The sequence below is a fragment of the Streptomyces sp. CA-249302 genome (genome assembly GCF_050936785.1).
Lineage (GTDB): Bacteria > Actinomycetota > Actinomycetes > Streptomycetales > Streptomycetaceae > Streptomyces.
Genome location: NZ_JBNJMG010000001.1, coordinates 4884794 through 4899682, shown reverse-complemented (window position 1 = coordinate 4899682; position 14889 = coordinate 4884794). Strand labels below are relative to the sequence as shown.

Sequence of the window (14889 nt, the reverse complement as noted above, 5' to 3'; positions counted from 1 at the left end):
CGCAACAAGGAGGCGAACCCTTTGAGTACGGGACCCGGAGCAGACTCCGCCCCCGCACCGGCCACTACTACCCCTGTTTCTCCCCCCGACCGCCGCAAGTCCTCGATGTTCAGCTCGCTGAAGGTCCGTAACTACCGGCTCTTCTTCGTCGGCCAGGTCGTCTCCAACATCGGCACCTGGATGCAGCGCATCGCCCAGGACTGGCTGGTCCTCAGCCTCACCGGCTCCGCGACCGCCGTCGGCGTCACGACGGCCCTGCAGTTCCTGCCGATGCTCCTCTTCGGCCTCTACGGCGGCGTCCTCGTCGACCGCCTGCCCAAGCGCCGCACGCTCCTGTTCACCCAGTCCTCGATGGGCATCGCCGGCCTCGTGCTGGCCGTGCTGACCCTGACCGGCCATGTCCAGGTCTGGCACGTCTACGTCGCCGCCTTCGCCGTCGGTCTCGCAACGGTCGTCGACAACCCGGCCCGCCAGACCTTCGTCTCCGAGATGGTCGGCCCGGACCAGCTGCAGAACGCGGTCAGCATGAACTCCGCGAACTTCCAGTCCGCCCGCCTGGTCGGCCCGGCGGTCGCCGGCCTGATGATCACCGGCGTCGGCACCGGCTACGCCTTTCTCTTCAACGGCCTGTCCTTCGTCGCACCGATCGCCGGCCTGCTGCTGATGCGCGCCCGCGACCTGCACGTCGTCGAGCGCGCCCCGCGCGGCAAGGGCCAGCTGCGGGAGGGCCTCCAGTACGTCGCCGGACGGCCGGAGCTGATCTGGACCATCGTCCTGGTCGGCTTCGTCTCCACCTTCGGCTTCAACTTCCCCGTCTACCTCTCGGCCTTCGCCGACGACGTCTTCCACGCGGGCGCCGGCTCCTACAGCCTCTTCAACACCCTGATGGCGGTCGGCTCCCTGGGCGGCGCCCTGCTCGCGGCCCGGCGCGGCACGGCCCGCATGCGGGTGCTGGTGGCCGGCGCGGTGGCCTTCGGCAGCCTGGAGATGGTGGCCGCCCTGGCCCCCTCACTCTGGCTGTTCGCCCTGCTGATGGTCCCGATCGGGATGTTCGGCATGACGGTCAACGTCACCGCGAACACCAGCGTCCAGATGGGCACCGACCCGGCCATGCGGGGCCGGGTGATGTCCCTCTACATGATGGTGTTCATGGGCGGCTCGCCCATCGGCGCGCCCATCGCCGGCTGGATCACCGACGCGTACGGCGTCCGCGCGGGCCTCGCGGCCGGCGGCGCCGTCGCGGCCACGGCGGCGGTCGTCATCGGCCTGGTCCTGGCCCGCGTCGGCGGCCTCCGCCTCTCCGTCGGCTGGAACGCCGGCCACCCGCACGTGCGGTTCGTACCGCGGGAGCGGCGGGAGGAGCTGGCGGCGGTGGCGTGACAGCTGCCTTACGGCACCTTCGGCCCGGGGGAGTCACACCCTCCGGGCCAGCAGCTGTCCGGGCCACTCGTTGTCCCCGACGGTGAAGGCCTGGACGCGCGTGAAGCCGTTGTCCTCGTAGTACCGGACGAGCCTGCCGTCGTCGCCGGCGTAGCAGTCGACCCGCAGCAGGGAGACGCCCGCCCGTCGGGTCTCCTCCGCCGCGTGCGCGAGCAGGGCGCTGCCCACGCCGTGCCCCTTGAAGCGGCGGTCCGAGGCGAGCCAGTGGATGTACCGCTCGGGCTCGTCGACCGGCGGGACATAGGACCCGGGGCTGTCGGTGAGGGTCAGGGTGGCGGCCGGTATGCCGCCGGCCTCGGCGATGAACACGTTCCCCGCCCCCATGTACCCGGTGATCGACTCGACCGTCCTCGGGTTCTCGGACAGCGGCTTGCTCCCCCACTGCCCGGTGCGCCCCTCCCCGACCAGCCACTCCACACAGCTGTCGAGCATGCCGAGGATCACGGGTATGTCGTCGGGTCCGCCGTCTCTGATCGTGATCTCCATCCCCTCATGGTGACAGGCTGGCCCTCATGAGACTCTTCGCGGCCGTGCTGCCGCCCGAGGACGTGGCGGAGGAACTCGCCGCCGTGGTGGCCGAGTTGCGCGCAATGCCCGGCGGCGCGGAGGGGCTGCGCTGGACCGGCCGCCCGGGATGGCCCCGCGGCGGAGCCGCTGATTGGCACCTTACGCTCGCGTTCTACGGCGAGGTCGACGACGACGTCGTACCGGAACTGTCGGCGAGGCTGGAGCGGACCGCGCACCGGACCGGGCCCTTCGCGCTGGCCGTGCGCGGCGGAGGCCAGTTCGGGCACGGGCGGGCGCTGTGGGCGGGGGCGGAGGGGGACCTGGGCACGCTGCGCCTGCTGGCCGACCGGGCCGAGGCGGCCGGGCGGAAGGCGGGCGTGGAGATGGGGGAGCACCGGCGCTACAAGGCCCATCTGACCGTGGCCCGGAGCCGCGAGGCGTTCGAGGTGCGGCCGTATCTGGAGGCGCTCGCGGGCTTCACCAGCCGGACCTGGACGGTGGACGAGCTGGTGCTGGTGCGCAGCAACCTGCCGAGGTCCGGGGTGCCGGGGGAGCAGCCGCGGTACGAGGCAGTCGCCCGCTGGGGGCTCGGCGGGGCCGGTTAGGCTCGGGTACGTGGACCCGAAAACCCGGAACCGGATCATGGCCGGTGCGCTTGTGCTGTTGTTCATCGTGGTGGCGTTGGCGGCGGCGCTCGGAAAGTAGCCGAGCACCACCGCCACGCCGAGCCCGTCCCTACCAGGCGAAGGCCTCCGGGGACGGCCCCGGGCCGGGGAAGATCTCGTCCAGGCCCGCCAGCAGCTCCTCGCCCAGCTCCAGCTTCACCGCGCGCAGCGCCGACTCCAACTGCCCGGCGGTGCGCGGGCCGACGATCGGGCCGGTGACGCCGGGGCGGGTCAGCAGCCAGGCCAGGGCGGCCTCGCCGGGCTCCACCCCGTGCTTGTCGAGGAGATCCTCGTAACCCTGGATCTGGGCGCGGATCGTGGTGTTGGCGAGGGAGTCGGCGGCGCGGCCGCTCGCCCTTCGTCCGCCCTCGACCTCCTTCTTGATGACACCGCCCAGCAGCCCGCCGTGCAGCGGCGACCAGGGGATGACCCCGAGGCCGTACTCCTGCGCGGCCGGGATCACCTCCATCTCGGCGCGGCGCTCGGCGAGGTTGTAGAGGCACTGCTCGCTGACCAGGCCGATGGTGCCGCCGCGGCGGGCGGCGGTCTCGTTGGCCTGGGCGATCTTGTAGCCGGGGAAGTTGCTGGACCCCACGTACAGGATCTTCCCTTGCTGCACCAGCACGTCGATGGCCTGCCAGATCTCCTCGAAGGGAGTCCGGCGGTCGATGTGATGGAACTGGTAGACGTCGATGTAGTCGGTCCGCAGCCGCCTGAGGCTGGCGTCGACGGCCCGCCGGATGTTGAGGGCGGAGAGCTTGTCGTGGTTGGGCCAGGCGTCGCCCTCGGCGGCCATGTTGCCGTACACCTTGGTGGCGAGGACGACCTTGTCGCGCCGGCTCTCACCCTTCGCGAACCAGTTTCCGATGATCTCTTCGGTACGGCCCTTGTTCTCGCCCCAGCCGTACACGTTCGCGGTGTCGAAGAAGTTGATGCCGGCGTCCAGCGCCGCGTCCATGATCGCGTGGCTGTCGGCCTCGTCGGTCTGCGGTCCGAAGTTCATCGTGCCGAGGACCAGTCGGCTGACCTTGAGTCCCGTGCGTCCGAGCTGCGTGTACTTCATGACTGCTTAGCCAACGTCTTGGAGTGCGCTCAAGGCAAGGGACGCGATTGCCCGCGGTACGACGCGACCGCGGGCAGGACGAAGACCAGGACCGACCCGACCCCTATGACCACGAACGGGTTCAGCAGCGAGTCCAGCCAGCCGGGCAGGTCCACGAAGAGCGGCAGCAGCGCAAGCGCCGTCAGCGGGATGATCGCCAACATCAGGCAGCCGAGCCCTGACCTGACGGCCGCCTGCCGGACAGCGCGCCGGTGGATGATCACGGCGGCGCCGAGGTCCGGCTCCCAGTCCTCGCCGCGCAGTTCCTCCCAGGCGGTCAGCAGCACCCCGAGTTCCCGCTCCACGTCCACGTGCAGGTCGTCGACGAAGGGCAGCAGCACCTTGCTGCCGTCCCGGCCGTAGGCGTGCACGAGCACGTCGGCCACACCGCTCTGCATCCCCGCGGCCGGGTTGGCCTCGGCCCTGATGTCCTGGATGTCCTCCCAGGCCAGCCGGCGCCTTCTGAGCATGCCGCGCACATGGATCGCCTTGATGTCCGCCGAGGTGGAACAGCGCAGGGTGGCGTAGAAGAGCCACCCCATGAACGCCACCCAGACGATCGCGAGAGGGTAGGCGACCGAGGCCGACAGATCGTCGTCGGTCATCAGGGGCGCCAGTACGGTCAGCGTCCCCGCCGCGATCGCCCACAAGAACGCCAGCATCCGGTTCCGCTTCATCCGGTATTCGCGCGGCAGTACGTCGTACCCCACACCCCACCCCCCTGTCGGACACCCCGTCCCGGTTCCCCCGAGGCACTATGGTGTTCCCCCAACTCGCCTGTGTCGAGAGCGATTTGGGAGAAGTGGGCGGCGGTGGGTGAACGGCCCGGGATCGCGTCCGGCGCCTCAGTTCCCGGGGGCGGCGAGCAGGACGGCGAACAGTGCGTGGGCGCGCGGGCCCTCCGGTGTCTGCCAGGCACCGGCCACGTGGCCTGCCGCCTCCTGGGGAGGGAGCGGCGGCACCCCCGAGGGGTCGGGGCGCAGAACCCGGTTGATGCGGAGGGTCGAGCCGTCGGGGGCGGGCAGTTCGGTGCCGGCCGGGGTGTCGGTGGGAGTGGGATCGGGAGTGGGGACGAGGGGCGTGGCGGGGAAGCCCTTGCCGGTGTAGGACCGGGTGATCTCGTGGTCCGGGGTGTCCGTGATGCTCTGCGCCATCGCCTGGGCGCGCCCCTCCACGAGGGCCAGCAACTCGCCGTACAGCACCGGATCGTGGATGCCGTCGTAGGCCCAGCGCGGGCCCAGCACACCGTGCTCCATGGTGCCGACGAGTGCGTGCTCGGCGCCGGGGAGCGGGGCGCCGCGGTAGGTGAGGGGCACGTGGTAGGCGACGGGCTCGGGGCCGGATTCATCGACGGCCACCATGAACTCGATCCCGACCTCGCCCTCCGGGTCGTCCAGCCGGAAGCCGCCGGCCTTGACCAACTCTGGCGCGCCGTCCCCGACGTACCACGGACGGGTGGGCAGCCAGTCGGTGAGCAGTTCCAGCTTGGTGGGCTTGAGGGTGGTGTGGTGGATGATCGCCATATGGCGGATTGTGTCAGTCAGTCGCGGGGGAACTCGTCTGTTTTCAGGGTGAGGCCGAGCTCGGTGACGGTGAGATCGACATCCGTGCCGAAGGCGACCGTCGTCTCCGTGAGGTAGTCGCCGTCCTTGGGCTGGGTGTAGAGGTGGCATTTGCCCTGGTAGGGGTCGGCGATGAGGTACACGGGGACCTCAGCGAGGGCGTAGGCGGCCTTCTTGGGACCGTAGTCGTTCTGGGCCGTGCTCTTTGAGATGACCTCGGCGACGAACTCGACGTCCTGGCAGTGCCAGAGGCCCTTCTCGTCCTTCTCGGCGTCCTCGGCCACGAGGGTCACGTCGGTGGCGAAGCCGTTGAGGTGACCGGGGTAGTCGATGCGGACATCGGACTTCACGCGCCTGCGCGGGTATTTGGTGCGCAGTTGCTCGTAGATGTCGGCAATGATCTCCCAGTGCGTGTCCCGCTGCGGCGACATGAAGATGGCCCCCTCGACGATCTCGACCTTGTAACCCTCGGGGGTGGTCCGCTCAAGCGACTCGAACAGGCGGTCCAGAGTCAGCTCGTCGTCTTCCTCGGCCATCTCGATCCTGTCTTCAAGGACGGTCATCGTGGCGCTCCTCCCCGGCTGCCCCACGGAAGAGTGCAGCCGCGCAGTACAACGATACGCACGGTCACCAGGACACGCGGAGAGGAACACATGCCCGAACTCGACCCCGTCCCCCTCCTCCGAGCCACTCTGGGCGACGACAACATCCTCGGCGTCCACCTCCACGGCTCCGCCGTCCTCGGCGGCCTGCGTCCCCACAGCGACCTCGATCTTCTGGTCGTCCTGCGGCGGCCTACGACGGTCGACGAACGCCGGGCGTTGACAAGGGAGTTGATGAAGGTGTCCGGCGGCGGCCATCGCCCCGTCGAGCTCATCGTCGTCGTACAGGACGAAGTGCGGCCCTGGCGGTATCCGCCCAACTGCGAGTTCCTGTACGGGGAATGGCTGCGGGGCGACTACGAGCGTGGGGTCGTTCCGGGGCCCGAGCCGATGCCCGATCTCGCGCCCCTGCTCACCATGACCCTCCTCGGGGACACCACCCTCCACGGGCCCGCGCCCGCCGAACTCCTCGACCCCGTCCCGCCCGTCGACCTCCGGCGGGCGATCGTCGCCGGGGTGCCCGAGCTGATGGCCGACCTGGAGACCGACACCCGCAACGTCCTGCTCACCCTCGCCCGGATCTGGAGCACCCTCGCCACCGGCCGTATCCGTTCCAAGGACGCGGCGGCGGACTGGGTGCTGGAGCGGTTGCCGGACGAACACAAACCAGTGATGGCACGCGCGCGTGCCGTCTATCTCGGGGAGGAGCGGGAGGGGTGGGGCGGCCTCAGGTCACGGGTGCGCCCCTGTGCCGAGGCCATGCGACGGGCCGTCGACGGTCACTCCTCGTAGCGCTCCCCGACGTCCCACGCCTGGTGCATCGCGTCCGCGAAGGCCGCCGCGATCCTGTGTTCGCCGTTCGCGTTCGGGTGCGTGCCGTCGTACGTGTCGAGATTGATGTCGTACGACGGTGGCGGCGACGCCAGGAGCAGGGGCGAGCGCGGCTCGTCCAGGTCGGCGATCGTCTTTGCGAGGAGTTCGTTGAAGCGGGTGACCTGGGCGGCGAAGGGGGCGTCCGACGTGGCGCGGACGTTCGGGATCACCGGCAGGACCGCCATGCGGATGCGGGGGTTGGCCGAGCGGGCCTCCGCCACGAAGCGGTGGACGTTCTCGGCGGTCTGCTCCGCGTTCGTGTAGAAGCCCAGGTCGATCAGGCCGAGGGAGACCAGCAGGACGTCCGCCCGACAGGAGCGCACCGCCTCGCCGATCAGCGGCACCATGTGCTGCCAGCCCTCGCCCCAGCCGGCCAGATGCGCGCGCGGGAAGTCGGGGTCGGCGTAGTCGTACGACGTCGGCGCGTCAGTCGCCTTGTCGTGCAGCGTCTCGCGCGGGCCGACCAGCGCGAACGGCCCGTCGTACGTGTCGCGCAGGTGCCGCCACATCCGGTATCGCCAGGTGTGTTCCCCCGCGCTCCCGATCGTCATGGAGTCGCCGACCGGCATGAACCTAAGCATCCGCTCATGATGGACGATCGACGGGGGAGGAAAGGGGCGGGTGGCGTGTGAAGCCTGACACCTTGCTGACAGCGCGCGTGGACAGCCCGGGTGCGCGTCTTGAACCGCTCGGCGGGATGGCAGGCTTGGGGGCATGCGCCGACCGTTCGCTCTCCTCGCCGGGATCCTGCTCGTGGGCGCCGTCGCCCTGCCCGCCTCCGCGGCCTCAGCCGCCGCCGACGACGGCAAGGGGGACCAGGGGTTCACCATCAAGGACCCCCGGATCACCGAGTCCAGCGGCCTCGCCGCCTCGCACCTCCACCCGGGCATCTACTGGACCCACAACGACCAGGACACCGGCAAGGGCGTCCACCTCTACGCCGTCGACAGCAGCACCGGCAGGACGGTCGCGACGATCACCCTGACGGGCGTGGGCACGCAGCGCGACGTCGAGGCCATCTCCATGGGGCCCGACAACCAGATCTACGTCGGCGACATCGGCGACAACGACGGCGTCACCTGGCCCTACGTCTGGATCTACAGGTTCGCCGAGCCCAAGGTCCTCAAGGACCAGTCGATCCGGGCCACCCAGTACGTCGTGAAGTACACCGACGGCTCCCGCGACGCCGAGTCCCTCCTCGTCCACCCCAAGACCGGGCGCGTCTACATCATCGACAAGCACGAGGACGGCGGACACCTCTACGAGGGCCCGGCCACCCTCTCCTCCACCGGTACGAACATCTTCAAGCCGGTCAAGCCCATCGACCTGTGGGCCACCGACGCCACGTTCTCGCCGAACGGCCAACAGATCGTCGTACGGGGGTACTTGGGCGGTATCTGGTACGACTGGAACGGCGGCGACCTCAAACGCGGCGGCCGCATCGACGTCCCCCTCGGGCAGGGGGAGTCCGTCTCCTACTCACCCGACGGCACGAAGATCCTGCTGGGCATGGAGGGTGCGAACAGCGAGGTGCAGGCGCAGGACGCGCCCGGCGGCGGGGGCGGCTCCGACTCGCCTTCGTCCAGCGGGAGTTCGGGGGCGTCGGGAAGTGGCGGCGACAGCGCGGGCGGGAAGCTGAAGGTCGGCGCCCTGGCCGTCGCGGTCGTGGCGGCGCTGCTGTTCGGCTTCCGTCGGCTGACGCGTCGTAACTAGTCATCGCTGGTCATAACTGACCCCGCCCAAGCGGTTGACGTGTTCATGTGAACTGACTTCCATGGGGGTGCAGGGTGGTGGGAGCGCTCCCATCAGGTTCCGGGCCTGCTCCCCCTTCGAGAGGAAGCAGCGAATGTTCCGCAGCTTGCGAAGAGTGCTGTGCGCGGCGGCGCTTGTCCTGCCGCTCCTGGTCGGAGCGCAGCCGGCGCACGCGGCCGAGGCGCCCGGTGCCGGGTACTGGCACACCAGCGGCCGGCAGATCCTGGACGCGGCCGGGCAGCCGGTCCGGATCGCCGGCGTCAACTGGTTCGGCTTCGAGACCGGCAACTACGTCGTCCACGGCCTCTGGTCCCGCGACTACAAGTCCATGATCGACCAGATGAGGTCGCTCGGCTACAACACCATCCGGCTCCCCTACAGCGACGACATCTTCAAGTCGTCCACCGTCCCCAACAGCATCGACTTCAGCAGCGGCAAGAACGCCGATCTCCAGGGCCTCAACTCCCTTCAGGTGATGGACAAGCTCGTCGCGTACGCGGGTCAAGACGGCCTCAAGGTCATCCTCGACCGGCACCGGCCGGACGCGGGCGGGCAGTCGGCGCTCTGGTACACGTCGGCGGTGCCCGAGTCGACGTGGATCGCGAACCTGAAAGCGCTGGCGGCTCGTTACCAGGGCCAGGACACCGTCGTAGGCATCGATCTGCACAACGAGCCGCACGATCCGGCCTGTTGGGGCTGCGGGGACGCGGCGACCGACTGGCGGCTGGCCGCTCAGCGGGCCGGGAACGCCGTGCTCGGCGTCAATCCCGAGCTGCTGATCTTCGTCGAGGGTGTGCAGACGTACAACGGTGTGTCGGGTTGGTGGGGCGGCAATCTGATGGGGGTGGCCCAGTACCCGGTGCAGCTCGAGGTCGCCAACCGGGTCGTGTACTCCGCCCACGACTACGCGACCAGCGTGGCCCAGCAGCCGTGGTTCAGTGATCCTTCCTTCCCCGACAACATGCCGGGGGTCTGGGACAAGTACTGGGGTTACGTCTTCAAGCAGAACATCGCGCCGGTGTGGGTGGGCGAGTTCGGTACGACGCTGGCGTCGACCGTCGACCAGAAGTGGCTTGCGACGCTGGTGAGTTACCTGCGGCCGACGTCGACCTACGGGGCGGACGCCTTCCAGTGGACGTTCTGGTCGTGGAACCCCAACTCCGGTGACACGGGCGGGATCCTGAAGGACGACTGGGTGACGGTGGACACGGTCAAGGACGGGTATCTGGCGAGCGTGAAGGCGCCGTTGTTCCCGAGCACGGGAGGGAGCTCAGGCGGCGGCGGTGGTGGTGGTGGTACGGCTGCCACTTGTAGCGCCGCCTACGCCGTCACCAGCGACTGGGGGAGCGGGTTCAACGCCGAGGTGAAGGTGAGCAACACCGGTACGACCGCGATCTCGTCCTGGAAGGTGACCTGGACCTGGAGCGGCGGTCAGCAGGTCACCAACATGTGGAACGCCTCGTACACCCAGAGCGGCGCGACCGTGACGGCCGTGAACGCCGCTCACAACGGGAGTGTGCCGGTGGGGAGTTCGGTGAGTTTCGGGTTCGGCGGGGCGCCGGGGGGCGGGGGTGTGCCGGCGGTCAGTTGCGCACCGGCATGATCCCGTGGAGCCGGCGTGGCCTGGGGGCGTCGAGCATGCTGACGCCGTTGTAGCGGCGGCCCTGGAGGAAGAGCACGGGGGCGGCGACGAACGTGACGAAGACGGAGACGACGCTGACGGGGAACAGGACCGGCAGCGACTGACCCTCGGGCAGCGTCTTGCCGCCCTCGTGGATCGCGTACCCGAACGCCACGAAGAAGACGATCGCGCTCACGGCGGCCAGTACCAGCAGGATGGTGCTGGTCCGGCGGGTGCGGGCCTCGTCGCGCACCTGGGCCAGCAGCGAGGCGTCGCACTCCGGGCAGGTCAGCTCCACGGTCTGCTTCCCGGACTTCGGCCTGCGCACCCGGTACAGGCTGTCCCGCCAGGTGATCCTGCGGGTCCGGGTGAAGACGCCGGTCGTACGGTCACTGAGGATGTGGCGGACGGCGACCTGCACGGTGCCGGGTATCGGTCTGTTCATGCCACGGCCGTACCCAACGGCGGGGGCACTGTCACCGACGGGGCCTTGCAACAAGTTGCGGAACCGGGGGGTTTGCGCCGACGGGTCGGGGAGAGGCGCACCGGGGCGGAGGCTGGGAGCGGGTGGGTTCCTGCTCGCTGTCGAGTCGCGGAGCCTGGTTCGGACCCGGTACGACGAAGGGCGCCCCGCGGAGTGCGTACCGCCGCCGGGCGCCCTTCGTCGTCGTAACCCTCAATACGACGGCTACAGCTTCTCGATCACATAGTCGATGCACTTCGTCAGCGCGTCCACGTCCTCCGGGTCGATCGCCGGGAACATGGCGACGCGGAGCTGGTTGCGGCCGAGCTTGCGATAGGGCTCGGTGTCGACGATGCCGTTGGCGCGCAGGACCTTGGCCACGGCGGACGCGTCGACCTCGTCGGTGAAGTCGATCGTGCCGATGACCTGCGAGCGCTTGGCCGGGTCGGTGACGAACGGCGTCGCGAACTTCACGTCCTCCGCCCAGCCGTACAGGGTGCGGGACGAGGTCGCCGTGCGGCGGACCGCCCAGTCCAGGCCGCCCTGGCCGTTGATCCACTCCAGCTGCTGGTTCAGGAGGAAGAGGGTGGAGAGGGCGGGGGTGTTGTACGTCTGGTTCTTGCGGGAGTTGTCGATCGCCGTGGGGAGCGAGAAGAACTCCGGGATGTGGCGGCCGGACGCGTGGATACGTTCCGCGCGCTCGATCGCGGCCGGGGAGAACACGCCGATCCACAGGCCGCCGTCGGAGGCGAAGGACTTCTGTGGAGCGAAGTAGTAGACGTCCGTCTCGGACACGTCCACCGGCAGGCCGCCGGCGCCCGACGTGGCGTCGACCAGGACCAGGGCGCCCTCGTCGGCACCGGCCACGCGCTTGATCGGCATGGCGACGCCGGTGGAGGTCTCGTTGTGGGTGAAGGCGTAGACGTCGACGCCCGCCTCGGCGGCCGGCTCCGGGTGCGTGCCGGGGTCGCTCGCGATGACCGTCGGCTCGGCCAGCCACGGGGCGAGCTTGGCCGCCTTGGCGAACTTCGAGCTGAACTCGCCGAAGTTCAGGTGCTGCGACTTGTTCTCGATCAGGCCGTGCGTCGCGACGTCCCAGAACGCGGTGGAGCCGCCGTTGCCGAGGACGACCTCGTACCCCTCGGGCAGCTGGAACAGCGCGGAGACGCCCTCGCGCACCTGGCCGACCAGGTTCTTGACCGGGGCCTGGCGGTGGGAGGTGCCGAGCAGGGACGCACCGGTGGCGGCGAGCGCGTCCAGCGCCTCGGTCCGCACCTTGGAGGGGCCCGCGCCGAAACGTCCGTCGGCGGGCTTGATGTCAGCGGGGATCTGGATATCAGCCACGGTCCGGAGCCTAGTCGTTTGAGGAAACGTGGGCGAAACGTCGTCCGTCGGGTGAGACACGTGCGGGTTCGTACGGCCTCTCGTGGAGGGTCGCGTTCCGCGTCACACTCGGAGGTCTGGGCGCAGGGGGGCGGGGCTGATGGACAGTGTGGACAACGGGAAGTACGAGCTGCGGCGGAAGCTCGGCGGCGGGGGCATGGGCGTCGTGTGGGAGGCCATGGACCTGGTGATGGAGCGCTCGGTCGTGGTGAAGCTGGTCCGCAAGGACCGTCGGGCGGACAAGGAGATGGGGGAGCGCTTCCTGCGGGAGTGCAAACTCATCGGGCGATTGCAGCACCGCAACGTCGTACGCGCCTACAGCTGTGGGTGGGACAAGGTCGACGGCCGCAGCGTGATGTACCTCGTCATGGAACTGCTCGACGGCAGCTCCTTGGGGGATCTGATACGGGCGAAGAGCAGGAAGAAGCACCGGCTCTCGGTGGAGGACACACTCCGCTGGAGCGCCGACATCTGCCGGGGGCTCACGGCCGCCCACAAGCAAGGGCTCGTCCACCGCGACCTCAAACCGGACAACGTCCAGATCACCGCCGACGGCACCGCGGTCATCCTCGACTTCGGCCTCGCCTGCCTCCAGGAGGACGAGCAGGGGACCCGGATCACCGACAGGGGCCAGATCGTGGGGACCGCCGCCTACATGTCCCCGGAACAGACCGAGGGCCCGCGGGTGGACCAACGCTCGGACCTGTATTCGCTCGGTTGCCTCCTGTACGAGATGCTCACCGGCGAGCCGCCCTTCTCGGGCTGGAACGTCATCATGGAACACCGGACGAAACCTCCGCTGCCGCCGAAGAGGCTCCGCCCGGACATCCCGGACGCTCTGGAAGAGCTCGTGCTCGACCTGTTGGAGAAGCTGCCCGACAACCGTCCGCGGACAGCCGCCGAGGTGCGCCAGAGGCTGAGGGGCATCGACGTGGTGCAGGCGCACCGCGAACCGGGACTGGACTCCGGTCCCCGAGCTCCGGAGAGGTCGCCCGACCCTCCGCCCACGTCGGTCGAGGAGTGGAGCCCGGGACCCGAGAAGTGGTACGAGGTGACCGGCACGAGCCTGATCACCGGTCTCGGCGCCTTCGGGTTGCTGTTCGGGGCCGGCGCGGTCGGCGCGGTTGCCTCGGTCGTCTGGGGTGCGGTGTTCACCGCCGTTCTCTTCTTGGTCGGGGCGGTGGCGAACTGGATGAGCGCGGATGCGGACACGGAGGCGGCGTGGAGTTGCCTCGGGGTTCTGGGCTGGCTCGCGAGCCTGGTCGGATGCGTCTGGCTCATGGCGGTCAGAGGCGACTTCCCCTGGTACTACGACTTCCTGATCGGCCTGGGCCTGAGCGCGGTCGTGCTCGTTCTCGAGTTCTCAGCCGTCGTGGTGGGTGACGAGTGGGGCTGGAGCAGGGGCTCCGGCACGATGGCTCTGCTGGGCTCGGGCCTGCTCGCCGGTCTGGGCTGCGTACTCTTCGCCGGGCACTTGCACTTCGTGTGGTGGACGACCGTCCTGACCGGGCTCGGCCTGTGGGCCGGGACGCTCGCCCTCACCTCGATCGCATCCGGAATCGCGTACGAAGTCGCCCACCGCTGACCGCGCCCTCAGCCCTCCGACGCCCCCAACCGCACCGGCACCTCGAACAGATCGTTCTGTGTCACCACCGGCTTGTTGCGGAGTTCCGTCGCCGGGACTGCCAGGTCGAGGTTCGGGAAGCGGGTGTACAGGGCCGGGAGGGCGACGGTGGCCTCCAGGCGGGAGAGGGCCGCGCCGGGGCAGACGTGGGGGCCGTGGCCGAAGGAGATGTGGCGGTTCGGGGAGGTGCGGGTGATGTCGAAGTCCGTCGCGGTCGGGCCGTGGGCCCGCTCGTCGCGGCCGATCGCGGCGTACGACACGATCAGCGCGTCGCCCGCCGGGAGGACCTTGTCGCCGACCTGGACGTCCTCCGTCGCGAAGCGGATCAGGACGTGCGAGGTGGGGGTGGAGTGGCGGAGGGTCTCCTCGACCACCGAGGACCAGTCCGCCTTGCCGGCGAGGACGAGCGCGCGCTGGTCGGGGTGGAGTGACAGCTGGACCACCGCGTTGACGATCAGGGAGATCGTGGTCTCGTGGCCCGCCGCGACCATCAGCTGGAGCGTGGAGACGATCTCCTCGTCGGTGAGGTGGTCGCCGTTCTCGGAGGCCAGGATCAGGGCGGAGGTGAGGTCGTCGCCGGGGGCCGCGCGCTTGGCGGCGACCGTGGCCGCCATGATGCCCGCCAGTTCCGTGAGGGTCGCGATGACCTCCGCCGGCGGCGTCTGCGTCGAGAAGAACTTCTCGAACAGCTCCTTGAGGCGCGGGAGTCGGGCCTCGTCGATGCCCATGAGGTCGGCGATGACGTACATGGGGAGGGGGTAGGCGAAGGCCGCCTTCAGGTCTACGACGGCGCCCGCGTCGCCCGCGTCGGCCTTGTCGGCGCCCGCGCTCTTGAGGTCGTCCAGGTCGTCCAGGAGGCCGTCCGTCAGCGCCGCGATCCGCTCCCGCATCCGCTCCACCCGCCGCGGCGTCAGTGCCTGCGCGACCAGCGTGCGCATCCGGCGGTGGTCGGCGCCGTCCACGGTGAGCATGGAGCGGCCGGGGTTGGCGAGCCCGATCAGTGGCCAGTCCGCCGGGATCTCGCCGCGCTGCCACGCACCCCAGACGTTGATGTCCTTCACGAGGCGGGGGTCGGTGAGGAGTTCCTTCGCCTCGGCGTGACGCGTGACCGCCCAGACGGGGACCCCGCCCGGGAGCTCCACGGCGGCCAGCGGCCCGGCGGCGCGCAGCCGTTCGCTCTCGCCGTCGAGGTCGGTGACGAAGGGGTCCAGGGCGATACGGGTCTCTTCCGTACGGTTCTCGTCCATACCGGTGGTGGTCATGGGGAAGCGCCTCCAAGGGCGGCCGGGGGCATG

General features: G+C 69.7%; 15 protein-coding genes. 6 read left to right on the top strand and 9 right to left on the bottom strand.

Annotation, left to right across the window (positions count from 1 at the left end):
• Positions 1-21: 21 nt before the first annotated feature.
• The gene (locus ACQEWB_RS21825; RefSeq protein WP_432833512.1) at positions 22-1380 is read left to right on the top strand and encodes an MFS transporter; all 1359 of its coding nucleotides are present in this window, start codon (positions 22-24) and stop codon (positions 1378-1380) included.
• A 33-nt stretch (positions 1381-1413) separates the two neighbouring features.
• Here ACQEWB_RS21825 and ACQEWB_RS21820 read toward each other — a convergent pair whose 3' ends face one another.
• Positions 1414-1926 carry a GNAT family N-acetyltransferase gene (locus tag ACQEWB_RS21820; RefSeq protein WP_432833510.1) on the bottom strand — a complete coding sequence of 171 codons (513 nt, stop codon included), beginning with the start codon at positions 1924-1926 and terminating at the stop codon, positions 1414-1416.
• A 26-nt stretch (positions 1927-1952) separates the two neighbouring features.
• On the opposite strand from ACQEWB_RS21820, the gene thpR reads away from it, so the two are divergent.
• Complete coding sequence (gene thpR / locus ACQEWB_RS21815) at positions 1953-2552, top strand: RNA 2',3'-cyclic phosphodiesterase (RefSeq protein WP_432833508.1); 600 nt, start codon at positions 1953-1955, stop codon at positions 2550-2552.
• A 130-nt stretch (positions 2553-2682) separates the two neighbouring features.
• On the opposite strand, the gene ACQEWB_RS21810 is transcribed toward thpR, so the two are convergent.
• The 4 genes from ACQEWB_RS21810 to ACQEWB_RS21795 form a co-directional block, all read right to left on the bottom strand.
• A complete protein-coding gene (locus tag ACQEWB_RS21810; protein WP_432833506.1) occupies positions 2683-3675 on the bottom strand; it encodes an aldo/keto reductase in 993 nt (330 codons plus the stop codon).
• A gap of 29 nt (positions 3676-3704) precedes the next feature.
• Complete coding sequence (locus ACQEWB_RS21805; protein ID WP_432833504.1) at positions 3705-4424, bottom strand: PH domain-containing protein; 720 nt, start codon at positions 4422-4424, stop codon at positions 3705-3707.
• Between the two features lie 135 nt (positions 4425-4559).
• Complete coding sequence (locus ACQEWB_RS21800; RefSeq protein WP_432833502.1) at positions 4560-5237, bottom strand: maltokinase N-terminal cap-like domain-containing protein; 678 nt, start codon at positions 5235-5237, stop codon at positions 4560-4562.
• Positions 5238-5254: 17 nt separating this feature from the next.
• Positions 5255-5839 carry a Uma2 family endonuclease gene (locus ACQEWB_RS21795; protein ID WP_432833500.1) on the bottom strand — a complete coding sequence of 195 codons (585 nt, stop codon included), beginning with the start codon at positions 5837-5839 and terminating at the stop codon, positions 5255-5257.
• Positions 5840-5929: 90 nt separating this feature from the next.
• On the opposite strand from ACQEWB_RS21795, the gene ACQEWB_RS21790 reads away from it, so the two are divergent.
• Positions 5930-6670 (top strand): aminoglycoside adenylyltransferase family protein, encoded by a 741-nt coding sequence (locus ACQEWB_RS21790; protein WP_432833498.1) that lies wholly within the window; start codon positions 5930-5932, stop codon positions 6668-6670.
• Here ACQEWB_RS21790 and ACQEWB_RS21785 read toward each other — a convergent pair.
• On the bottom strand, positions 6658-7332 hold the full coding sequence (locus ACQEWB_RS21785; RefSeq protein WP_432833496.1) for an SGNH/GDSL hydrolase family protein: 675 nt from the start codon (positions 7330-7332) through the stop codon (positions 6658-6660). The genes ACQEWB_RS21790 and ACQEWB_RS21785 overlap by 13 nt on opposite strands.
• 133 nt (positions 7333-7465) lie before the next feature.
• Between ACQEWB_RS21785 and ACQEWB_RS21780 the strand changes: the two genes are divergently transcribed.
• Complete coding sequence (locus ACQEWB_RS21780; protein ID WP_432833494.1) at positions 7466-8464, top strand: WD40 repeat domain-containing protein; 999 nt, start codon at positions 7466-7468, stop codon at positions 8462-8464.
• Between the two features lie 133 nt (positions 8465-8597).
• The gene (locus tag ACQEWB_RS21775) at positions 8598-10106 is read left to right on the top strand and encodes a cellulase family glycosylhydrolase (protein WP_432833492.1); all 1509 of its coding nucleotides are present in this window, start codon (positions 8598-8600) and stop codon (positions 10104-10106) included.
• Here ACQEWB_RS21775 and ACQEWB_RS21770 read toward each other — a convergent pair.
• Together ACQEWB_RS21770 and serC are read right to left on the bottom strand one after the other, a co-directional pair.
• On the bottom strand, positions 10087-10569 hold the full coding sequence (locus tag ACQEWB_RS21770) for a hypothetical protein (protein WP_432833490.1): 483 nt from the start codon (positions 10567-10569) through the stop codon (positions 10087-10089). The two genes, ACQEWB_RS21775 and ACQEWB_RS21770, sit on opposite strands and share 20 nt — an antisense overlap.
• Positions 10570-10812: 243 nt before the next feature.
• Positions 10813-11931 (bottom strand): phosphoserine transaminase, encoded by a 1119-nt coding sequence (gene serC / locus ACQEWB_RS21765; protein WP_432833488.1) that lies wholly within the window; start codon positions 11929-11931, stop codon positions 10813-10815.
• Positions 11932-12070: 139 nt separating this feature from the next.
• Between serC and ACQEWB_RS21760 the strand changes: the two genes are divergently transcribed.
• Positions 12071-13555 carry a serine/threonine protein kinase gene (locus tag ACQEWB_RS21760; RefSeq protein WP_432833485.1) on the top strand — a complete coding sequence of 495 codons (1485 nt, stop codon included), beginning with the start codon at positions 12071-12073 and terminating at the stop codon, positions 13553-13555.
• 8 nt (positions 13556-13563) lie between these two features.
• Here the strand turns inward: ACQEWB_RS21760 and ACQEWB_RS21755 are convergent, their stop codons facing one another.
• On the bottom strand, positions 13564-14856 hold the full coding sequence (locus ACQEWB_RS21755; RefSeq protein WP_432833483.1) for a cytochrome P450 family protein: 1293 nt from the start codon (positions 14854-14856) through the stop codon (positions 13564-13566).
• Between the last annotated feature and the right edge of the window lie 33 nt (positions 14857-14889).